At 60.4% G+C, this 21174-nt stretch carries 22 protein-coding genes and 1 tRNA gene; 13 read left to right on the top strand and 10 right to left on the bottom strand.

Annotated elements, in window-relative coordinates:
* Positions 1 to 87 precede the first annotated feature (87 nt).
* The 6 genes from fahA to mutM all read right to left on the bottom strand — a co-directional run bounded on the left by fahA (position 88) and on the right by mutM (position 6742).
* Positions 88 to 1407 carry a fumarylacetoacetase gene (gene fahA / locus ERE07_RS14775; RefSeq protein WP_130009802.1) on the bottom strand — a complete coding sequence of 440 codons (1320 nt, stop codon included), beginning with the start codon at positions 1405 to 1407 and terminating at the stop codon, positions 88 to 90.
* A gap of 49 nt (positions 1408 to 1456) precedes the next feature.
* Positions 1457 to 2761 (bottom strand): homogentisate 1,2-dioxygenase, encoded by a 1305-nt coding sequence (gene hmgA / locus ERE07_RS14770; protein WP_130009801.1) that lies wholly within the window; start codon positions 2759 to 2761, stop codon positions 1457 to 1459.
* Complete coding sequence (locus ERE07_RS14765; protein WP_130009800.1) at positions 2758 to 2991, bottom strand: DUF2783 domain-containing protein; 234 nt, start codon at positions 2989 to 2991, stop codon at positions 2758 to 2760. Before ERE07_RS14765 ends, hmgA begins: the two co-directional genes overlap by 4 nt.
* Positions 2992 to 2993: 2 nt before the next feature.
* A complete protein-coding gene (locus ERE07_RS14760) occupies positions 2994 to 4667 on the bottom strand; it encodes an FAD-dependent oxidoreductase (RefSeq protein WP_130009799.1) in 1674 nt (557 codons plus the stop codon).
* A gap of 18 nt (positions 4668 to 4685) precedes the next feature.
* On the bottom strand, positions 4686 to 5639 hold the full coding sequence (locus tag ERE07_RS14755) for an MBL fold metallo-hydrolase (RefSeq protein ID WP_130009798.1): 954 nt from the start codon (positions 5637 to 5639) through the stop codon (positions 4686 to 4688).
* 275 nt (positions 5640 to 5914) lie between these two features.
* Positions 5915 to 6742, bottom strand: coding sequence for a bifunctional DNA-formamidopyrimidine glycosylase/DNA-(apurinic or apyrimidinic site) lyase (mutM, locus tag ERE07_RS14750; RefSeq protein WP_130009797.1), 828 nt, complete (start codon positions 6740 to 6742; stop codon positions 5915 to 5917).
* An 85-nt stretch (positions 6743 to 6827) separates the two neighbouring features.
* Here mutM and ERE07_RS14745 point away from each other — a divergent pair, with 85 nt between their 5' ends.
* The 11 genes from ERE07_RS14745 to ERE07_RS21725 all read left to right on the top strand — a co-directional run bounded on the left by ERE07_RS14745 (position 6828) and on the right by ERE07_RS21725 (position 16210).
* Complete coding sequence (locus ERE07_RS14745) at positions 6828 to 8609, top strand: tetratricopeptide repeat protein (protein WP_130009796.1); 1782 nt, start codon at positions 6828 to 6830, stop codon at positions 8607 to 8609.
* Positions 8606 to 9211: an outer membrane lipoprotein LolB gene (locus ERE07_RS14740; protein WP_130009795.1), complete on the top strand. Its 606-nt coding sequence runs from the start codon at positions 8606 to 8608 to the stop codon at positions 9209 to 9211. Before ERE07_RS14745 ends, ERE07_RS14740 begins: the two co-directional genes overlap by 4 nt.
* Positions 9212 to 9222: 11 nt before the next feature.
* Positions 9223 to 10146 carry a 4-(cytidine 5'-diphospho)-2-C-methyl-D-erythritol kinase gene (ispE, locus tag ERE07_RS14735; RefSeq protein WP_130009794.1) on the top strand — a complete coding sequence of 308 codons (924 nt, stop codon included), beginning with the start codon at positions 9223 to 9225 and terminating at the stop codon, positions 10144 to 10146.
* A 3-nt stretch (positions 10147 to 10149) separates the two neighbouring features.
* Positions 10150 to 10226, top strand: a tRNA-Gln gene (locus tag ERE07_RS14730).
* Positions 10227 to 10333: 107 nt separating this feature from the next.
* Positions 10334 to 11284 (top strand): ribose-phosphate pyrophosphokinase, encoded by a 951-nt coding sequence (locus ERE07_RS14725; protein WP_167670915.1) that lies wholly within the window; start codon positions 10334 to 10336, stop codon positions 11282 to 11284.
* 99 nt (positions 11285 to 11383) lie between these two features.
* Entirely contained in the window at positions 11384 to 12013 is a 630-nt protein-coding gene (locus ERE07_RS14720; RefSeq protein ID WP_130009793.1) for a 50S ribosomal protein L25/general stress protein Ctc, read from the top strand.
* A gap of 103 nt (positions 12014 to 12116) precedes the next feature.
* Positions 12117 to 12716, top strand: a complete 600-nt coding sequence (gene pth / locus ERE07_RS14715) for an aminoacyl-tRNA hydrolase (protein WP_130009792.1) — start codon at positions 12117 to 12119, stop codon at positions 12714 to 12716.
* Positions 12709 to 13602, top strand: coding sequence for a CPBP family glutamic-type intramembrane protease (locus ERE07_RS14710; RefSeq protein ID WP_245153731.1), 894 nt, complete (start codon positions 12709 to 12711; stop codon positions 13600 to 13602). The genes pth and ERE07_RS14710 overlap by 8 nt, the downstream gene beginning before the upstream one ends.
* 95 nt (positions 13603 to 13697) lie before the next feature.
* Complete coding sequence (gene ychF / locus ERE07_RS14705; RefSeq protein WP_130009791.1) at positions 13698 to 14789, top strand: redox-regulated ATPase YchF; 1092 nt, start codon at positions 13698 to 13700, stop codon at positions 14787 to 14789.
* A gap of 211 nt (positions 14790 to 15000) precedes the next feature.
* Positions 15001 to 16056 (top strand): PDDEXK nuclease domain-containing protein, encoded by a 1056-nt coding sequence (locus tag ERE07_RS14700; RefSeq protein WP_130009790.1) that lies wholly within the window; start codon positions 15001 to 15003, stop codon positions 16054 to 16056.
* Positions 16057 to 16060: 4 nt separating this feature from the next.
* On the top strand, positions 16061 to 16210 hold the full coding sequence (locus ERE07_RS21725) for a hypothetical protein (RefSeq protein ID WP_167670913.1): 150 nt from the start codon (positions 16061 to 16063) through the stop codon (positions 16208 to 16210).
* Positions 16211 to 16493: 283 nt separating this feature from the next.
* Here ERE07_RS21725 and ERE07_RS14690 read toward each other — a convergent pair whose 3' ends face one another.
* Complete coding sequence (locus ERE07_RS14690; protein ID WP_130009788.1) at positions 16494 to 16715, bottom strand: hypothetical protein; 222 nt, start codon at positions 16713 to 16715, stop codon at positions 16494 to 16496.
* 294 nt (positions 16716 to 17009) lie between these two features.
* Between ERE07_RS14690 and ERE07_RS14685 the strand changes: the two genes are divergently transcribed.
* On the top strand, positions 17010 to 17807 hold the full coding sequence (locus tag ERE07_RS14685) for a DODA-type extradiol aromatic ring-opening family dioxygenase (RefSeq protein ID WP_130009787.1): 798 nt from the start codon (positions 17010 to 17012) through the stop codon (positions 17805 to 17807).
* On the opposite strand, the gene ERE07_RS14680 is transcribed toward ERE07_RS14685, so the two are convergent.
* Positions 17799 to 18326, bottom strand: coding sequence for a hypothetical protein (locus ERE07_RS14680; protein ID WP_130009786.1), 528 nt, complete (start codon positions 18324 to 18326; stop codon positions 17799 to 17801). The genes ERE07_RS14685 and ERE07_RS14680 overlap by 9 nt on opposite strands.
* Positions 18327 to 18449: 123 nt before the next feature.
* Between ERE07_RS14680 and ERE07_RS14675 the strand changes: the two genes are divergently transcribed.
* Positions 18450 to 18866: a PaaI family thioesterase gene (locus tag ERE07_RS14675; RefSeq protein WP_130009785.1), complete on the top strand. Its 417-nt coding sequence runs from the start codon at positions 18450 to 18452 to the stop codon at positions 18864 to 18866.
* 72 nt (positions 18867 to 18938) lie between these two features.
* Here the strand turns inward: ERE07_RS14675 and argC are convergent, their stop codons facing one another.
* Positions 18939 to 19865 (bottom strand): N-acetyl-gamma-glutamyl-phosphate reductase, encoded by a 927-nt coding sequence (gene argC, locus ERE07_RS14670; RefSeq protein ID WP_130009784.1) that lies wholly within the window; start codon positions 19863 to 19865, stop codon positions 18939 to 18941.
* Between the two features lie 63 nt (positions 19866 to 19928).
* Positions 19929 to 21116 (bottom strand): MFS transporter, encoded by a 1188-nt coding sequence (locus ERE07_RS14665; protein WP_130009783.1) that lies wholly within the window; start codon positions 21114 to 21116, stop codon positions 19929 to 19931.
* Positions 21117 to 21174 lie beyond the last annotated feature (58 nt).

Raw genomic sequence — 21174 nt, 5'->3', positions numbered from 1 at the left:
GCCGAATCGGTTATGCCGCGAGGCATGCCAGTTGTCTGGGATACCGATTCGGGGCTGGACCTCGCCCCGAATCGGTAGAGCGTCAGGCTAGCCCTTGGCGGGCAATACCATGCCGCGGCATTCTCCCAGGCTGATCGTGGGGTACCCTGGCTTGCTGCAGCGAGCGCGCAGGATGACCTCGTCGTTATCCTCCAGAAAGGTCCGTTCTTCACCCCAGGGCAGTGCCACCGGTTTTTTGCCGCCCTGGCATGCTTCCAGTAGCGAGCCTTCCTGCCCCGCTTCGCGGCCAGACAGCGTACCCGTGCCCATCAAATCGCCGGCCGCCAGATTGCAGCCATTGACCGTGTGGTGGGCGATCAGCTGGCCTACGTTCCAGAAGGCGGCATCCTTGAAGTTGCTGCGCGCGATCACGGCGGGTTCTACTCCCTGGGCGCGGGAGCGCTCGGTGGCCAGCAATGTTTCCAGGTCAATATCAAAGGCGGCGGAATCCGCGTTTTTGGCTTGCAGATAGGGCAGGGGCTGGGGATCTGTTGCCGCGCGTTCAAAGGCTGCGCGGAAGGGCGCCAAGGCGTCGAGCGTGACGATCCAGGGCGAGATGGTGCTGGCGAAGTTCTTGGCCAGAAAGGGCCCCAGTGGCTGGTATTCCCACGCCTGAAGATCGCGCGCGGACCAGTCGTTCAGAATGCACAGACCGAACACGTGGGATTCGCTCTCGTCCACCGGGATGCGGTCGCCCTGTTGATTGCCTTTGCCAACAAATATGCCCAGCTCGAATTCATAGTCCAGACGCTGACACGGGCCAAAACCAGGCTGCGCACCGTCTTCGGGGGGGCGCGTCTGGCCGACCGGGCGCCGGAACTGCTGGCCCGATACGCCAATGCTGGAGGCACGGCCATGGTAGCCAATGGGCACCCATTTGTAGTTGGGCAGCAGGGGGTTATCGGGACGGAACTGCTTGCCCACGGCCGTGGCATGGTTCAGGGAGATATAAAAATCGGTGTAGTCGCCGATGTGCGCAGGCACGCTCATCTGTGCCTGCGACATGGGGGTAAGCAGCGGCTCAAGCGCCGATTGCATGGTCGAGCCTGTGCGCAGGGCGCGTGACAGGGCCAGCCGCAAGGCGGACCAGTGCGTCTGGCCCAGTGCCATCAGGCCATTGAGTTTCTCCGAGGCGCAGGCCTGCAACGCTTCGCCCGCAGCATCCGTCCAGGGTTGCAGCGCGGCGAGGGCGGCGAGATCAAGAATCTGGTCGCCGATGGCAACGCCTGGACGGAAGGCTTCATCGCCACCTGTGCGGCGGAACACGCCGAATGGCAGGTTCTGGATGGGAAAGCCGTTGTCTGCCACATTGGCGGAAGCAACCCAGCTCTGTAGCGCCGGGTCGTGGGTTTCGTTCAGATAAGACATGTAAGATTCCTATGGTGAAGCCAGAATGCGTGTCGGCCTGGTTGGACGCTCAGCGTTTTTCGGGGTTGAAATGCTTGCGTATCCCTGCCCAGACCTGGTCATAGCCCTGCTGCAGTGTGGGGGCCTCCATGGCCGTCTGTGTGGGTCGGATGACTCTGCGCGTTTCGAACATAAAAGCCATGGTATCGCGAATGTAATGGGCTTGCCCGGTGTCGGCCGCCGTGGCCTTTTCGAAGGTTTCGGCATCCGGGCCGTGCGGGCTCATGCAGTTGTGCAGGCTGGCGCCGCCGGGCACGAAACCTTCGGCCTTGGCATCGTATACGCCCTGAATAAGCCCCATGAATTCGCTGGCAAAGTTCCGGTGGAACCACGGCGGCCGAAAGGTGTCTTCCATGGCCAGGATGCGTGGCGGGAAAATCGCAAAGTCCACGTTGGCGGCGCCGGGTGTGTCGGAGGGCGAAGTCAGCACAGTGAACAGGCAGGGATCGGGGTGATCGTAGCTGATCGACCCGATCACGTTGAATCGGCGCAAATCGTACTTGTACGGCGCGTTGTTGCCGTGCCAGGCCACGACATCCAGCGGAGAATGATTCAAGGTGGTGTGCCAGAAGCCACCCGTAAACTTGGCCACCATGTCGACGTCTTCGTCCACCTCTTCGTACCAGGCAACGGGAATCTGGAAATCGCGAACATTGGCCAGGCCGTTGGAGCCGATCGGACCGAGCTCGGGCGGTCTCAGCGGCGAGCCGTAGTTCTCGAGCAGGTAGCCGCGCGCGGTCTGATCCAGCAGTTCTACGCGAAAGCGTACGCCACGGGGGATGACTGCGATTTCGCAGGGCTCGATGTCCATTCGGCCCAACTCCGTGGCCAGGCGCAACCGCCCCTGTTCCGGCACAAAAAGCATTTCTGCATCGGCGTTGTAAAACACACGGCGTGTCATGGACAGGTTGATGGCGTACAGATTGATGGCGATGCCCACCTGGTCGTCGGCGTGGCCGTTGCCTGCCCAGGTATGCACGCCGTCGATGAAGTCCGTGGGCTCGGCCGGAATCTCCAGTGCATTCCAGCGCAGGCGGTTGGGCGTGACCGGTGCCTTGCCGAAATCGCCGCTCCATTGCGTGGCGCCCCCATAAGGCTTGAACGCATCCTGGAGCGCCGAGGGGCGGATACGGTACAGCCAGGAGCGGCGGTTTTCCGCGCGTACCATGGTAAAGGCCGTGCCCGACAGCTGTTCCGCATACAAGCCATAAGGGCAGACTTGCGGCGAATTGCGGCCAATGGGCAGCGCACCGGGCAAGGCCTCGGTTGAGCACTGGTTGCCAAAACCTGTTTGATATTCGAGTACGGTCGTCATGACAGATTTTCCTGTGAAGTAGCGGTGTCTGTTGTGTCAACAGTGGCGCGTGCGTAGTTCAATGCCTGGGAGATCACGTCGATGTCCCCAATGTGGTTGGCCAGCAGCAGGACAAGTGCCACATTCATGGCATGGCTTTGTTCGGTGCTGAGATCGCGGTGCGCATCAATAAGCCGTTCATAGACATCATCGGGCGCATCGAAGGCGGGTTGGGTGTTCAATCGCTGCATGGCTAGTCCTCCTCTCTGCCGATGGCGCGTTGCAGCGCGCTGTCTATGCTGGCCATGTCCAGTTGGCGCCAGCGGGCGGCAATATGGTGGTCTGGCCGGATCAGGTAACAGGCGCCATCGCGCGCGTCGTAGCGGCGCGCCAGTGTCATCTGGTGATCGATCACGCAGTGCACGCCGGCCGGCGCCCTGGGGGCCAGGGCAGGAGAAAGGGCCAGTATGATTTTGACGCCCAGCGGGCCCTGCGCTCTGGCCTTGAGCTGCTCCAGGGCAGACGCTGACGGGATGCGCGTGTTGCAAAACAGCGCAATCACGAAATGTCCGTCGAGTTCGCCCAGCCACCATCTGAATTCGTCATCAACCGTGACGGGACCGTCTGGCGCGACATCGCCCAGCGCGGGCGCTTGCGAGAAGTCGTCGGTATCGGGTGTGTTCAGGCTGGAGTGCCGATAGGCGGTCGGCGTCGACAGACGCCCGCTATTGACCAGCTTGCGCGCAAATTCGTGCTGTTTGGATAACTTGAGCACGGTGTTGCGGAACAACAGGCTGATCTCGCTTTTGGGCGTGATGAAATCGGTTGAGCGCGAGGAGTGTGTAATGTTCTCTTGGGCGGCCTGCTCCCGCTCGGCGGCATAGGTGTCAATCAGCGCTTCGGGTGCTTGGCCCTGGCAGACCAGCGCCAGCTTCCAGGCGAGATTGTCGGCATCCTGTACGCCACTGTTCGCGCCGCGCGCCCCGAAGGGCGAGACACGATGAGCGGAATCACCGGCAAAGATCACCCTCCCGTGGCGGAATTTGTCCATGCGTTCGCAAGCAAAGGTATAGATGCTTACCCATTCCAGCTCGAACTTCGTATCTGCGCCCAGAAGCGCCTGGATGCGGGGTATGACATGCTCAGGCTTGGTCTCTTCCGTGGGATCGGCATCCCAGCCCAGCTGGAAGTCGATGCGCCAGACGTTGTCTGGCTGGCTGTGCAGCAGCACGGACTGGCCGGGATGGAAGGGTGGGTCGAACCAGAACCATCGTTCGGTCGGAAAATCCGCTTGCATGCGAACGTCGGCGATCAGGAAGCGGTCCTTGAAGATGCGGCCATGGCTTTCCTGGCCCAGCAGTTTGCGCAAAGGCGACCGCGCGCCATCGCAGGCAATCAGCCAGTCTGTCGTCAGGGTATAAGGCCCGTCGGGGGTGTCGACGGTGAGCCTCACCTGGCTGCCTTGCTGTTCAATCCCAATTGCCTTGTTCTTCCAGCGTAACTCGATATTGGGATGCGCCGCAGCTGCTTCGTGAAGAAAGCCTTCGCAGTAGTACTGCTGCAAGTTGATGAAGGCCGGGCGTCGATGCCCTTGCTCGGGCAGCAGATCAAAGCGCCAGACTTCGTCGTCTCTGAAGAATACACGCCCCACATTCCACGACACGCCCTTGCTCACCATGCGCTCGCCTACGCCCAGCCTGTCCCAGATGTCCAGGGTGCGCTTGGCAAAGCAAATGGCGCGTGAACCCGTGGACAGGCGGTAGTCGTCATCGATAAGCACTACCTTCATGCCGCGCTGGGCCAGGTCCAGGGCCGTGGTCAGTCCAACTGGCCCGGCGCCTACAATCGTAATGGCCTGGTGTTCGCTGCCGTGTATGGCTTGCGGTCTATATTCGAACTCCAGGCCTTGATAATCAATGTCTCCCACCGCCTGTTCCTCCAGCCGTCAGCCTTCGAGCTGTTTCCACATTTCTATATCGCGCTCGGCCGTCCAGATGCGTGGATCGTCGTAGCCGGTGGCCTCGTCGTAGGCACGCGAGACATCGAAGGGCATGCAGTGGTCAAAGATGACCCAGTCCGCATAGCGTGGTTTCATGAAGTCGTAGGTTTCGCGGTAAATGGTCTTGAGGTCCTTGCCTTCGGCAACGCCACTGTTCACGCAGGCATAAAGATCGGTCAGGAACGCGCGCGTGCCTGCCAGGCCCTTGCGGACTTTTTCCGCCGATTGCAGTGCGGGGCCGCGTCCCGGCACCATTTTCTCGGCGCCGAAGCCGGCCAGGCGATCGAGCGTCTGGGGCCATTCGCGAAAGTAGCAATCGCCGGCATAGGGCGTGGACTGGTACTCGACCAGATCACCGGCAAAGAGCACGCGCTGCTCGGGCAGCCAGGCGATGGTGTCGCCCTTGGTGTGGCCGCGGCCGATCTGCATGATCTGGACCTCGAGGTTGCCGAGATTGACCGTCATCCGACCCTCGAATGTGATGGTGGGCCACGTCAGGCCGGGCGGCACGGACTCGACATTGCGAAACAGCCGGGGGAAACGGCCAATTTCGCTGGCCTTGTCCTGTTCACCGCGCTCGACGATCAGATCCCAGGTGTCGCGGCTGGCGATGATTTCTTGAGCGTTATAGGCCGATGCTCCCAGCACGCGTACAGCGTGATAGTGAGACAGCAGGATGTATTTGATGGGTTTGTCCGTGACTTCCTTGACGCGCCGGATCACATCCTGTGCCATGACTGGCGTGGCCTGCGTATCAATGACCATGACTGCATCGTCGCCGATGATGATACCGGTGTTCGGATCGCCTTCGGCTGTATAGGCATAGGCGTTGTCCGATAGTTTGTCGAAGGAAACGACTTTGTCTTCGAGGTCTGCATGTGACGCAAATTGTTTGCTCATGGTGTGGTGTCTCCGTTGGATACAGTGGGGCGAGTGTGGCCGTGCGGGTTCGAGCGCATAGCGAAGCGGCGCTGGGTGGCCCCAGGTACGCGCCGACGCGTAGGCAGGACGTTCGATGCTTCAAATCATAGTAGAATATTCGCTTATGTGCAACGGATTCGTTAATAACAAATCATTGGCATGAAAAGCCGGGGGGCGAATCGCACGTCAGTGCCTGGGGTCTTGCACATCGGTACAGGCGGTGCATCAAGGAATCCGGGTGGAAAGCGCCCCGGTCAGCGCTTCTGGCACTGCGGGCAGTAGTAAGTCGCCCGCTGCCCCTGCACGATGCGGCGTATCGGGGCGGCACACACGGGGCAAGGTTTGCCCTGTTTCTCGTATACCGCGGCGTGCAGCGTAAAATAGGCGCCTGGCTGCCCGGTTGCATCGACATAGTCGCGCAGGGTGCTGCCGCCCGATTCCAGCGCCTGGGCCAGTGTTTGCTGTACCGCGGTCACCAGGGCGGCGCATCGGGCCAGGGATAATCTCCCGGCAGCGGTCTTGGGGTTGATACGGGCGCGAAAAAGCGCTTCAGACGCGTAAATATTGCCCGCGCCCACGACAATGTCACCGGCCAGCAGCGCCTGCTTGATCGGCTGGCTCTTGCCACGCAGGCGTGCATGCAGGTATTGCGGCGTAAAGCCGGGGTCGAAGGGCTCTATGCCCAGCCTGGCGAGCAGCAAATGGCTTTCTATGGGGCCATCGGCTGCGTCGTGCCACAGGATGGCGCCGAAGCGGCGCGGGTCGTGCAGGCGGAAACAGGCGTGGTCAAAAATCCATTCCGCGTGGTCATGCTTGAGGAGCGGGGCGTGCAAGGGCACGCTGCGCAAAGAGCCTGACATCCCTAAATGAACGATTTGCGTGCCGTGGGCGTAACGGATGAGCAGATATTTGCCCCGGCGCTCGCAGGCGAGCACGGTCTGGCCGTTGATTTTCTGGGGAAGATCGGCAGGCACCGGCCAGCGCAGCCGGGGTTCGTGCACCACGAAACACTGGAGGGCGTGGCCGGGCATAATCGTCGCTAATCCGCGACGTGTGGTTTCGACTTCTGGCAGTTCAGGCATAAGGGGGTGATAAGATCATTAAATCCGACTTAGTAATTTTGCCACCTGACGCCTCTGGCAGGCGCAGCGACAACGGTTCACCTGCATGAAATGTTCATCCCCCTTGCTGTTTGCGTTATGCGTGTCCATGTTTTCCGGCTGGCCGGCCCTCGCGCATTCCGCGACCGAAGAAGGTAAGCAGGTAGAGCAGACAGAACTCATCCGCTTGCGCGCCGGCGAATTGCCGGCCGTCACGCTTACGTCGGATATCCTCTTTCGGGTACTGTCGGCCGAGATCGGCGCTACGCGTGGCTACTATGACATGGCTGGGCAAACATTGCTGCAGCTTGCCACCGAAACTTCCGATCCGCGGCTGGCCAAGCGCGCATTCCAGTTTTCCATGGCTGATCGCAACATGGCGCGGGCACTGCGGGCCGCCCGCGAGTGGGCGTTGCTGTCGCCCAAGGATCCCGAAGCCGTCGCGTCTTCACTGGCACTGGCGGCATCCAGCGGCGAAACCACAGGGCTGGCGGGCGCGCTCTGGGAGCGCATCGACAAAGCGGAAGATAAGGAGCAGGCTATTGCCCAGGCTTCTGCCATCGTTGGCAAGATGCCTGACAAGGAGCTCGCGCTCGAGGTACTCGAAAAAGCCCTGCATCCTTCGGTGCTGTCCTTGCCTGTATCGCATCTGGCACTGGCCGATGCCGCCTGGGCCGCTTCGGACCCTTATCGCGCTTTGGAAGAGGCCGACAAGGCGCTGGCGCTCGCCCCCGATATGGAGCCCGCTGCCCTGCGGGTGCTCGAATACGGCATGAAGGTTGATCCCGACCGGGCCATTGATGGCGCGCGCGAGTATCTGCAGCAGCACCCCGAAGCACGCAAGCTGCCGCTGGTACTGGTCAATCGCCTGGTCGAACGCAACGACTTCGATGGGGCGCTGGCCTTGGTGGGGCAGATGCGCAACAACGCGCCCGAGGATTTCGACCTGCTCTATACCGAGGCCGAGGTCAATATACGGGCCCAGCGCTACGATCAGGCCAAAGCGCTGCTCGAAGAATATATTTCTGTGCAGACGCAACGCAGGCAATCGCTGCGCGATGATGCCACCAGCGCGGTGGCGGATTCGTCCGATGCCAGGTTGTTGCTGGTGCAGATCGCAGAAAAGCAGAACAAGCCGCATGACGCCATCGCGCAACTGGACAAGATCGATGATCCGTCCTTGCAGTTCCAGGCGCAGGTGCACAAGGCGGTATTGCAGGCCAGGCTGGGCGACCTGGGCCGAGCCCAGGCCACGATAGACACATTGCGTCCTTCGGACGATCACCAGCGCTCTGTGCTGGCGCTCACGCTCGCTTCCATTTACCGCGAGGCAGGGCGCACCGACAGGGCGGTAGAAATTCTGCTGCAGGCCGACAAAGACATCCCCGACACCACCGAAATCAAGTACGACCTGGCCATGCTGTACGAACGGCAGGGCAGGATGGACGAATTCGAAAAGCTCATGAAACGCGTCATTGAGCTGGATCCCGATAACGCCAATGCCTATAACTCGCTGGGCTACACCTACGCCGACCAGAACCGCAATCTCGACGAGGCGCAGGACCTGCTCGAGCGTGCGCTGGATCTCGACCCCGACAACCCTTACATCCTGGATAGCGTCGGTTGGTATTTGTATCGCACCGGCGATTTAGAGGCTGCCATCGAGTATCTGGAGCGCTCTTACAAGCAGATGCCGTCGGCCGACGTGGCCGCGCATCTGGGCGAGGTGCTGTGGGTAACGGATCGCCGCGACGAGGCTGTCGACGTCTGGCGCCAGGGGCATGAGCAGGAGCCTGACAACGAAACGCTGGTCAAGACGCTGAAACGACTGGGAGTGAGCCTCAAATGAAGTCAGGTTTGTCCATTGTGTGGCGGTCGGCCACAGGCGCAGCGCTGGTCGCGCTATTGCTGGCAGGATGTGCCACACCGCAAAAAATAAGCCGCACCGAAGGCATGGGCGATCCGGCACTTGTGGCTGCGCCCTTCGAGCGCACCGGTCGTTTTGCGCTCAATGTTGGTTATGCCAATGGCCAGCGCGACGCCGTGCAAGGTGGTTTCGCCTGGCTGGATTCGGGCAAGCGGTTGCGGCTGGATCTGGCTAATCCCGTGGGCAGCACGCTGGCCCGGATCGATGTCACGCCCGCCAGGGCGGTGGTCACGCGCAGCGATGGCAGCACGGAGCAGGCCGCTGATGCAGACGGCCTTGTCGAAATGGCGCTGGGCAGCCCGCTGCCGGTTTCCGGCCTGCGAGATTGGCTGCGTGGTCGCACCGGGCAGGGCGGCCAGGTGTCCAATCTCGAAAAAAACAGCCAGGGGCAGATTACCGGCTTCACCCAGGACGGCTGGCGAGTGCGTTTGTCGCGCTACAACGACCAGGGGCCAGGCCTGGTGCAATTGAATCGCGACGACAGCAGCCGCAGCATCAGCGCGCGCCTGGTCATTGACGGCTGAACGGGTGCGTCATGGCTTTGTATGACGTGCCGGCGCCCGCAAAAATCAATCTCTTTCTGCATGTCACGGGGCGCCGCGCTGATGGCTACCATCTGCTCGAAACCGCATTTCGCTTTGTCGGGCTGTACGACACACTCAGCTTCGATGCGCGGCCCGATGGGGTGATCGAACGCGAGGGCAGCACCCTGCCTGGCCTGGCCGCCGACGATGATCTGGTCATTCGGGCCGCCCGTGCCCTGCAGAAGGCGACCGGCATACGCCAGGGCGCCCAGATACGCTATACCAAGCAGATTCCATCTGGCGGCGGCTTGGGCGGCGGGTCGAGCGATGCAGCCACGACACTGATCGCGCTCAATCGTTTATGGGGAACCGGGCTGGACCGCAAGGCGCTGATGGCGCTTGCCCTGACGCTTGGCGCAGACGTCCCTGTCTTTATTTATGGCCGTCCTGCGTTTGCCAGCGGGATAGGCGAGGTGTTTCAGCCGCTCGATTTACCCGATCGCGCCTATGTTGTGGTGCAGCCGCCGCAGAGCGTGGCGACGCCCGGTATTTTTTCGTCACCCGATTTGACAAGGAATTCTGACTGCGTCAAAATAACGGTCTTTACCGAGTGGCAAAAAACAAACGCGCCGGAAAATGGTTTTCAAGGTGGCGGGTTTTTTGGTCGTAATGATCTTGAGCCAGTCGTTTATGCGCAGTACCCCAAGGTTGCAGCCGCTGCAAAATGGCTGGAACAAGAAGGTGTCAGTGCACGAATGAGTGGATCCGGCGCATGTCTGTTTGTGGAATTTGTAACGCAGTCTCAGGCAAACATGTTCGGGCAAAGGATTCTCGGTAAAATAAAACATGTGCACAATAGTGCAACGGTTTTCCAGAATGCATGGGCCTGTCCCGGTTTATTGGATCATCCGCTGCGATACTGGACACGAAACTAATTTTGGGGAATCGCCAAGCTGGTTAAGGCACTGGATTTTGATTCCAGCATGCGAAGGTTCGAATCCTTCTTCCCCAGCCAAATTTTCAGGCCGTAAGGCTTGTTGTTAACGCGAAGCTGTTGAGTCGGCCCCCCATGGTGCTGGTCAACAGCTTTGTCGTTTGACGCCACGCAAAATACCCTTCGCCATGGCAAACGACCGATTCATGATTTTCACCGGCACAGCTAACACCCGTTTGGCTGTCGACGTAGCCAATCACCTCGATATGTCGCTCGGGAAAATGACAGTAGGACGGTTCTCAGACGGCGAGGTCATGGTCGAGATCAACGAAAATGTCCGTGGCAAGGATGTCTTCGTGCTGCAGCCCACGTGCGCGCCGACCAATGACAATCTGATGGAAATCATGGTCATGGTCGATGCCTTGCGTCGTGCCTCTGCGGGTCGCATCACGGCGGCCATCCCGTATTTTGGCTATGCCCGCCAAGATCGCCGGCCGCGTTCGGCCCGCGTGTCCATTTCGGCCAAGGTCGTGGCCAACATGCTGCAGGTCGTGGGTGTGGACCGCGTCATGACCATGGACCTGCACGCCGATCAGATCCAGGGTTTTTTCGATATTCCGGTCGATAACGTTTATGCCGGCCCCATTTTGCTCGGCGACATCTGGCGCCGCAACCACCAGAACCTGGTGGTGGTCTCGCCCGACATCGGCGGCGTGGTGCGCGCCCGGGCGCTGGCCAAGCAGCTCGAGGTCGACCTGGCGATTATCGACAAGCGGCGCCCGCGCGCCAATGTGTCCGAAGTCATGAACATCATCGGCGAGATCGAGGGCCGCACCTGTATCATCATGGACGACATGGTCGATACAGCCGGCACATTGTGCAAGGCGGCGCAGGCCCTGAAGGAACGTGGCGCCGTATCGGTTTATGCGTATTGCACGCATCCTGTTCTTTCGGGCGGCGCAGTGCAGCGCATTATCGAATCCGAGCTGGATGAGCTTGTCGTTACCGACACCATTCCGTTGTCCGATGCGGCGCGCGAATGCAGCAAAATCCGCCAACTGTCCTGCGCTTCGCTGCTGGGTGAAACCATGCTCAGAATTTCCAACGCCGAATCGGTCAGTTCCCTGTTCGTCGATTAAAACTTTGCCATACGCTGGTCGCGGCGGATGGCAAGTCGTACGTGATTCCAGGATCACGTTTTTTTAACAAGGCATATGCCTTAGCATCTGGAGTTTTCCATGCAATTTAAAGCCACAGCGCGTAGCGTCAAGGGTACGAGTGCGAGCCGCCGCCTGCGCCACGCTGGCCGCGTTCCCGCCATCGTTTATGGCGGCACCGCCGAGCCCCTGAGCATCGAGCTCGACCACAACGAAATCTTCCACGCCCTGCGCAAAGAAGAATTCCACGCTTCCATTCTCGACATGCAACTGGACGGCAAAGGCCAGCAGGTTCTGCTGCGCGCCGTGCAATGGCACCCGTACAAGCAACTGGTGCTGCACGTCGATTTTCAGCGTGTCGATGCCAAGCAGAACATCACCACCAAGGTGCCCCTGCACTTCATCAACGGCGAAAACTCTCCGGCCGTCAAGCTGGATGGCCAACTGATCAGCCAGGTGGTCACAGAGCTGGAAGTCACCTGCCTGCCTTCCAAGCTGCCTCAGTTCATCCAGGTGGATCTGGGTAACATGGTCGGCGGCGGCAACATCTTCCTGTCCGACATCACCTTGCCTGAAGGGGTTACTCACACCGTCCACGGTGCGGAAGAAAACCTGGTTCTCGCTGCGGCGCTGCCTGTTCGTGGCGGTGCTGCCACCGACGGTGCCGCAGAGGAAAACGGCGACGCACCTGCAGCCGACCCCGCAGAGTAATCTGTGCCTGCGCAACGCGGCGCCTCGCAGCGCCGTGTTCGTCCGGCAAACCCCTGACTGGCCTGGTGGCCCGCAGGGGTTTTTTCTTGTGTAGACTCCGGCTATGACTTCGCAACCCATACGTCTCATCATTGGCCTGGGCAACCCCGGCCCCGAATACGAAACCACCCGGCACAATGCCGGTTTCTGGCTGGCCGATCATCTGGCTGATGACCTGCATGCAAACTTTTCGCTGGAAAAGGCGTTTTCGGCATGGGTCGCCAAAGCGCGCTTCGAGGGAGAAGCCGTCATCATCGCCAAGCCAACAACCTTCATGAACCGCTCCGGCCTCGCGGCAGGCGCTTTGATGCGTTACTACAAGCTGGCGCCCGAGCAGGTGCTGGTGCTGCATGATGAGCTTGACCTGCTGCCCGGCGCGGTCAAGTTGAAGCGGGGTGGAGGGCATGCCGGCCATAATGGATTGCGTGACATTACTTCTGCATTTTCCAGTCCGGATTTCTGGCGCTTGCGTATCGGCATCGGGCACCCCCGTACCCTGGGATTGAATCAGCAGGTTGTGGGGTTTGTGCTGGAGCGTCCGCGCCGCGATGAACAAGAGGGCATTGAAGCCGTCATTGATCGCTGCCGTGCCATCCTGCCCGCGCTGTTGCGTGGCGAGTTCGCCCAGGCCACGAATCAATTGCACGAGGCCAACCGTGGCTGACCTTCCGCCATCCACGACATCGTCAACGGCGGCGGCGGACACGTCTGCCGCTGGGGCAGCGTCTGCCATGGCTAGCCGGGGCGGCGGAGCGGGCTCCCCGCCGCCCAGACGTACGGGCAAAACGGCGGGGGGGCTGCGTTTTCGTGACGAGCTCGGCGATTTTTTTCGTTTTCTGCGACATCCCCGATTTGGGCCCAGGCTTTATGGGCCCCGTCATGGCAGCGGCTGGTGGGCAGACTGGTTTCCGCCGCTATCACTCTGGCGATTGCTGCAGTGGGCTGCCTGGCTCTGGTTCTTCAATCTCGTGATCTGGGGCCCGCTGGCCGTGGTTGCCGCCGGCGCCGGCGGTGCAACGCATCGCCTTGATTTGAACAATGTGCCCTGGTTGCAGGCACTGCTGTGGGCACCCGTCGTGGAAGAACTCGTGTTTCGATACGGGCTCAGACGGCCCGGCGTGGCGTGGTGGCTGGTGCCGGTGTCGATCGCCATTATGCTGACCGGCCCCAAGTGGCCTGCGTTGCTGATGCTGGCGGGCGTGATCCTGCTGTGCTGGTGGCCGTATCTGTCACCACGCGCGCCAGCCTGGGCGACACGGTGCTGGCCCTGGCGCTATCGCGTCTTTTACCGTCGCTGCTTTCCCGCCCTGTTCTATCTGGCCTCGCTGCTATTTGCCGCTGTGCATCTGTATAACTTCAAGCTTCACCAGACGCCCTGGTGGGTGCTGCCCATACTGGTGGCGCCGCAGTTTGCAACAGGCCTGGTACTTGGCTGGGTGCGCATACGCAGAGGCATCGGCGCTTCCATGCTGTTGCACTGCATTTTCAATGGCGGGCCGCTGCTGGTGGTATGGATCATTATCCGGTACATGCCGGAGATGGTGACCTGAGCTTGCACACCTTCGGCAAGGCGTGGCTCTGCGCGGCCCGCCCCCACGCACTACAATAGCTTCTTTTCGAATACTCTTTATTTTTCAGGACACTCATGGCTTTGCAATGTGGCATCGTTGGCTTGCCCAACGTCGGGAAATCCACCCTTTTTAATGCGTTGACCAAGGCCGGCATCGCCGCCGAGAACTACCCCTTTTGCACCATAGAGCCCAATGTGGGCGTGGTCGAAGTACCAGACGCGCGGCTGGGCGCGCTGGCGGGTATCGTTAAGCCCGAGCGCATCCTGCCCGCAGTCGTGGAGTTCGTGGATATCGCCGGCCTGGTGGCGGGCGCATCCAAAGGCGAAGGCCTGGGCAATCAATTTCTGGCCAATATCCGTGAAACCGATGCCATTGTGCACGTTGTCCGCTGTTTCGAAGACGAAAACGTGGTGCACGTTGCTGGCAAGGTAGATCCCGTCTCAGACATCGAGGTCATCAACACCGAACTGGCCCTGGCTGATCTGGCCACCGCGGAAAAAGCCCTGCAGCGCAACCAGAAAACGGCACGCGCAGGCGACAAGGAAGGCATCAAGCTGGTTTCCATTCTTGAGAAAATCATCCCTGTGCTGAACGAAGCTCGTCCCGTACGGTCGCTCGACCTAGACGAAGACGACCTCGCGCTGATCAAGCAGTTCTGCTTCATTACCGCAAAGCGCTGCATGTATGTGGCGAATGTGCGCGAAGACGGCTTTGAGAACAATCCCCATCTGGATGCGGTGCGCAACTATGCCGAGGCCGAGCATGCGCCTGTGGTCGCGGTATGCGCCGCTGTCGAGGCCGAAATCGCCGAGCTCGACGACGAAGACAAGTCAGTCTTTCTGGAAGACATGGGCATGGACGAGCCTGGCCTGAACCGCGTCATCCGGGCCGCCTATGGCTTGTTGGGCCTGCACACCTATTTCACCGCGGGCGTCAAAGAAGTGCGTGCCTGGACAATTCGCATTGGCGATACCGCGCCCAAAGCCGCTGGCGTGATCCACACCGATTTCGAGCGCGGCTTTATCCGTGCGCAAACCATTGCGTACGACGATTTCATTGCCTGCAAGGGCGAGCAGGGTGCGAAGGAATCCGGCAAAATGCGCGCCGAAGGCAAGGAGTACGTCGTCAAGGATGGGGATGTGCTGAACTTTTTGTTCAACGTTTAAACGTGTGATCAACGTCTGACGATTTTTGCTGGATCTCGGTGGCGTTCAGTAGCGCTTGGTGGGCGGGTTGACCCGTTTCCGATGAAATGATCGTGCACGAGGTGCTGCACAACTGGCACGAAGCCAAACAGCGGATACTTGAAGATCGCTGGCTGAAGGCGCTTGGCTGGATGCGAGAAAAAGGTTTTGTGCCCAATGGAGCGATATTGCCATGACCGACACGCCGACCTCATTAATTCCAGCCCCACAAGGCTACGCTGATTGGCTGGCCGACCTGAAGAGGCGTATTGACACCGCGCAGCAGCGTGCGGCGCTGGCGGTCAATCGGGAGTTGGTGGGCCTGTACTGGCACATCGGTCGTGACATTCTGGCACGGCAGGCCGAGCAGGGTTGGGGCGCCAAGGTGATCGATCGGCTGGCGCATGACTTACGGACTGCCTTTCCGGACATAAAAGGCTTTTCGCCGCGCAACCTCAAGTACATGCGGGCGTTTGCCGAAACCTGGCCGGACGAATCGTTTGTGCAAGAGGTGCTTGCACAATTGCCCTGGTACCATCATCTGGCGCTATTGGACAAACTGCCCGACCCCGAAACCCGCAAGTGGTACGTTGCCAAAGCCATCCAACACAACTGGTCGCGCAACGTGCTGGTGATGCAGATCGAGTCACGGCTATTGGAGCGCAGTGGCCAAGCGGTCACCAACTTCCCAGCTACACTGCCTGCGCCGCAATCCGACCTGGCACGCGAGTCTATCAAAGATCCGTACCGTTTCGACTTCCTTGGCCTGACCGATGAGGCGCAGGAACGGGAGATTGAGGGTGCGCTGGTCAGGCACGTCACCGAGTTCTTGCTGGAGCTGGGCGCGGGCTTCGCCTTCGTGGGCCGCCAGGTTTTGCTGAACGTAGGGGGTGACGAGTTTTTCATCGATCTGCTGTTCTACCACCTCAAACTGCGCTGCTACGTGGTGATCGAGTTGAAGGGCGGCAAGTTCAAGCCCGAGCACCTGGGGCAGTTGGGTTTCTACCTGACGGCGGTGGACACACAAGTGAAGCACCCAGACGACGGTCCGACCATAGGTCTGCTGCTGTGCAAAGGCAAGAACAAGGTCGTAGCTGAATACGCACTGCGCAACAACACCCAACCGCTGGGTGTCGCCGAGTATCAACTGGTCGAGTCTCTGCCCGCCGAATTGCAGACCAGCTTGCCCAGCATTGAGCAGATAGAGCGGGAGCTGGGCAGCTCTATGGATGATGGCGCGGAGAAGTGATCCGATGACCCAACCCATGCCGTGCTCCGAGCGCAATAGCCAGAACAGCGTAGCGCGTCTGCTCACCACCTCACTGGCCGATGGTGGCCTGGTCTACGAACACCTGGCAACTGGAGCAGGCGCGAGAACAATCGCGCCGTCGCAGTCGATCTGATGCGTGCCAATTTGGCCGCGCGGGGTTACTCGCCTACTCATATCAGCGCTGCCTTGCAGAAGCTGGAGGCTGCGGCTGTGCTGCAATTTCTCCAGCGTTCGTCGGGGCGTTCAGCATCTTGCGGATGTTGGCGGTGTGTACCAGGGCAGTTTCAAGCGATGCCGGTTGTGCAGTCGGCTCCGGGCAGGCTTCGGTGCGCGGCGGAGTTGTAGGATGGCTTCCAGGCAGCCACGCACGCTGCAAAAAAGCGCGGTCGGCACGCCTGATGTGCCGCGGGCTAACCTTAACCCCGGTTTGCGATCGGGTCGCGCTGCATGCCTTGTGCGGCCAGGAAGATGGCCGCGCCCACTGCCAGGGGTATCCATGATGCGGTCACAAGGGTGACGACACCCAGGGCGATCCCGGCCAGGGAGCCGATGAAAAGGGATTTGGTGCGTGGGCCGAGAACGGCGCCGATCGCCGTGCCGATAAGTATGGCAGCGAGAAGTTGAATGACGTAGTGCATGGAGGGCCCCCGATCTTTTTTATGTGAAAGCCGCGGGCGGCACGAACAAAGCCCGCGTCGTCGTCCGTACAGGACGGCCAAAGTGTAGCATCGAACGCCGCAAAAAGGGCGGAGCGCAGGGCGGTACTGGCTGGCTAACGACAAGCCGTCGATAGCCTCTCTATTTGGGACAATGTGTCTCGTGCGCAGTAGTTTATCTATTTGCCAAATACTAATAAGGTAGAACATGTGCGTCCCAGCGCGTGTGCACCACGGCTGGTGTCTCTATCTTCATCCTTATCCCAGGTAAATCCCATGCTTACTGCCCCAAAAGCGCCCGTCCTGTTTGTTTCGCATGGTGCGCCCATGTTTGCCCTCGAACCTGGCACCCTTGGCGCGCAACTTGGCAAGGTGGGACGATCCCTGGCCAACGTGAAAACCGTCCTCGTGGTCTCGGCGCACTGGTTTACGCCTGGCGGCGTCAAGGTCACGACCAGCCAGCACCCCGAGACCATTCACGATTTCAGCGGCTTTCCCGCCAGCTTGTATCGCCTGCAGTACCCGGCAAAAGGGCAGCCATCGATGGCGCAGGACGCAGCGCGACGGCTGGCGCAGGCAGGTTTTCCGGTTGAGCAGGATGCGCATCGGGGGCTGGATCACGGCGCCTGGGTGCCGTTGTATCACCTGTTTCCCGAGGCTGATATCCCGGTATTCCAGGTATCGATGCCCGCGACGTTGACCCCCGCTGAAGGGGTGGCGCTGGGTAAGGCATTGTCGCCGCTCAGGGATCAAGGCGTGCTGATTCTTGCATCAGGAAGCATGACGCATAATCTGCGTGAGTTCCGCCAGCAGGCTGATGGGGCTGAGCCGTATGTGCGCGAGTTTGCCGAGTGGATACGCGCACGTGTCGCGGGCAACCTTGTGGAGGATTTGCTTGCGTATCGTACCCACGCGCCGAGTGCCGAGCGGGCTCACCCGACACCGGACCATTTTCTGCCGCTGTTTGTCGCCATGGGGGCGCGCGATGATGCCGACACCCTGCAGGTATTGGACGATAGCGTTACCTATGGGGTGCTATCGATGGAATCCTACATGTGGGCGCACTCAAGCTAGCGGTGCGCTGGATTGGTCGTTGGGCCGATCAATGATCTCTGCGATATCGGCAATGCTGCCTAGTGTTACCTTAACCGGCGCGATCTGGCCCACCGGCTTGCCGGGTTGCCAGACAAAGCGGAACTCCCGTTGGTGCTGGAACGTGAGGGGCTTGGAAAACACGGGCCCGAGCTGATTATGCTTTCCGTAACTGACGCGGGCCTCAATGCCGTGCCAATCCGGCAGCGCTGCCTCGACGGCGGCGTGAATACGCTCGCTGAACGAATGAACATTGGTGATCGCCAGACAGGCGTCAGCATCCTGGAACTCGTCAAACAACGCGTCGCTGAAGTAGTCCGAAAAGCACACAAGCAGATAGCTTCGAGGCGTGCCTGTGCCTGGTATTGATCCACCGTCCTGCACCGTATAGTTACTGGCTGGGCAGAGCCGGAACTCTCCCAGATTCAGGCTTCGCTCCAGATGTTGGCGGGTTGAGTAGCGATAGATTTTGGCGGGCAGTGAGACGTTGATGATTTTCATGCTTGGGCGCTACCGTAAGTTTGATTTTGTAGTACAACCTCTACTTTACCCTGCCTGCCGCCTTGCAGCCGGGCATGTTTACCTGGCAGGCGTGCAGCAACGAGTGGAAAGGCTCAAGCACGCATGAACACTATTCAAGAAAGAATCGCATCCAGCTTTAACGCGCAGGGACTGATGGAAACACTTGGCGCACAACTTGTGTTGGCCCAGGAGGGTGAGGTGCACATTGCCTTGCCGTTCTCAAAAAAACTGTCTCAGCAGCACGGCTATGTTCATGCGGGCGCCATTACGAGCGTGGTTGACAGTGCCTGTGGGTATGCCGCCTTGACCAAGGCGCCTGCTGAGTGCGAAGTGGTGACGGCCGAATTCAAGATCAATTTTGTTCGGCCTGCGATTGGTGAACGTTTCCTGGCTGTGGGCAAGGTGCAGAGTTCGGGCAAGTTGCTGACGGTCTGCGCGGGCGAGGTTCAGGCTTTTACCGGAACCTCGTATAAAGTGGTCGCCCTGATGCAGGCAACCATCGTCAATGTTCGCGCCTGACGCAACGGTTCGGGGCTTGGCGTACGTATGCGGCAGGCATGGCAGCAGGCCATGGGCCCGCTGCCATGTCATCTAAGCACCTGCCATGATCATGAGATTCTGCAGCGCTGCGCCCGAGGCGCCTTTGCCAAGGTTGTCGTAAACGGCCGCCAAGGTAAAGCGCGAACCGTCTGCGTCGGCGAGCACATACAGGTTTACCTTGTTGGTGCCGTTCAGGCTGTCCGGCCGCAGATAGGCGGTGGTGCCCGATTCGAACGGCGGTTGTACAGATACATACTCGCTGTTTGCGTAATGCTGCGCCAGCGCTGCATGCAGGTCTTTCGCGCCGGCGTTGTCAGACAGCATGCTGGCATGCAGCGGAATGTACAGCAGAATGCCCTGGGCATAGTCGCCCAGTACTGGCATGAAATGCGGTGTGCAAGTCAGCCCGGCGTAGTCGCGCATTTCGGGCTGATGCTTGTGCTTGAGGCTGAGCGCATAGCCGCGTAGCGGCGCGATATCCTCGCCTGCGGCATGTGCGCCTTCGTACTCGCGTATCATGCCGGCGCCTGCGCCGGAATAGCCCGACACCGCAAACACGCTGGCCTGGTGGCTAGAGGGCAACAGCCCTGCGTCGACCAGTGGACGCAAAAGCAGAATGGCGCCCGTGGGATAGCAGCCAGGATTGGACACGCGCCTGGCCTGCCGGATGTCCTCCTCTTGCTGCGCGCTGAGTTCGGGCAGGCCATAGACCCAGCCTGGCGAGGTGCGATGCGCCGAGCTGGCATCAATGATGCGTACGTGTTCGTCGGCGAGGCTAACGGCTTCGCGCGCGGCGTCGTCTGGCAAACACAGGATGGTGAAATCGGAGGTGTTCATGGCTTGCGCCCTGGCGGGCGGAGATTTTCGGTCTTCATCGCGCAGTTGCACGACCTCGAAGCGCGGTGCGTGCGCCAGGCGTTCGCGTATTTGCAGGCCGGTTGTGCCAGCGGCGCCATCGATGAAGACTTTGATGCTCATGAGAGGGGCTCCCTTGCGCCCAGGCCTGTTTCCAACATGGAGCGGTCGCCTGAGCGTTGCTCCCTATTGTATCGTTCGCGCGCGCCCCGCCAGCAATCCGAACAATGTCATCACCAGCGACAGCAGGACGCAGCCCGCAAGAGGTAGCATCCAACCTCCTGTTCGATCATGCAGCATGCCGATCAAGGGCGGGCCGCAAGCGGCCAGGGTATAGCCCACGCATTGCGCCATGCCAGACAGTGCTGCTGCCTGTGAAGCGCTGGAGACGCGAAGGCTCATGAAGATCAGGCTCAGCGTCACACCTGCGCCGGTGCCGGCGCCAAAGCAAAGCACCCAGATGACAGCCCCCGCCGGATACATGAGCAGCCCCAGCAAGCCTGTGGCGGTTAACAGTGAGCTCCAGAGGGCAATGGCTTTCTGGTCTTGCATGCGGCTCACGAGAGAGGCCAGCGCCAGCCCGGGGATGGCTGATGCCAGTTGCATGAAGCCATGCAGGGAGCCGGCTTCGCTCGGAGAAAAACCGGCGTCAGCAAGTATGGCAGGCAGCCAGCCTGCCAGAACGTAATAGAGAAAGGAGTTCAGGCCCATGTAGAGTGTGACCTGCCAAGCGAGCGACGCGTGCCAGATGCGCCCTCCGCGGGGTGGCGTGCTGGTGGTCGAGGCGGGAGGCGTATGGCGTGAGCGCTGCGGAATCCAGCATAACAGGGCTGCCAGGGGCAGAAGCATCATGGCGCCCAGGGCAACGGGCCAGCCCGCGCCGGGTATGCCTGCCAACGGAACCGCGCTGGCGGAAGCGAGCGCGGCAGCGACGCCCATCGTTACCACATAGGCGCCGGTCAGCCCCGCGATGCGCTGCGGAAAATCCCGCTTCAAAAGGCTGGGGAGCAGGACATTGCCGACCGCGATGCCTGAACCAATAATCCAGGTACCGAGGTATAGACACCAGACTGGGCCGGCTGAACGCAGCGCGATACCGCCGGCCATCAGGATCAGGGCGCAAAACAGCGAGCGCTCCAGTCCGTATTTGCGCGCGAACAGGGCAGAAAAAGGAGAAATAGCGGCAAAGGCCAGTAGCGGCAAAGTCGTCAGCAGTCCGGCCTGTGCGGTGCTTAGGCCGAAGCTGTCCTGAATCATGGACAGCACGGGCGCAACGCCGGTAATCGGCGCGCGCAGGGTGGAAGCAATAAGCAATATGCCGGCAATCAGCAGCAACGGGCTGGTGGCGCGGTAATACGTCTGTTGGGCCGTCATCAAGAAACCTGGAAAATGCGTCAGGCCTACACAATACGGGCAGGATGAGAAAATTAAT

The sequence above is a fragment of the Allopusillimonas ginsengisoli genome, from assembly GCF_004153455.1.
In the GTDB taxonomy this organism is placed as follows: Bacteria; Pseudomonadota; Gammaproteobacteria; order Burkholderiales; family Burkholderiaceae_B; genus Allopusillimonas; species Allopusillimonas ginsengisoli.
Note: the sequence above shows the minus strand (reverse complement) of the source record. Positions and strands in the feature narration are given on the sequence as shown.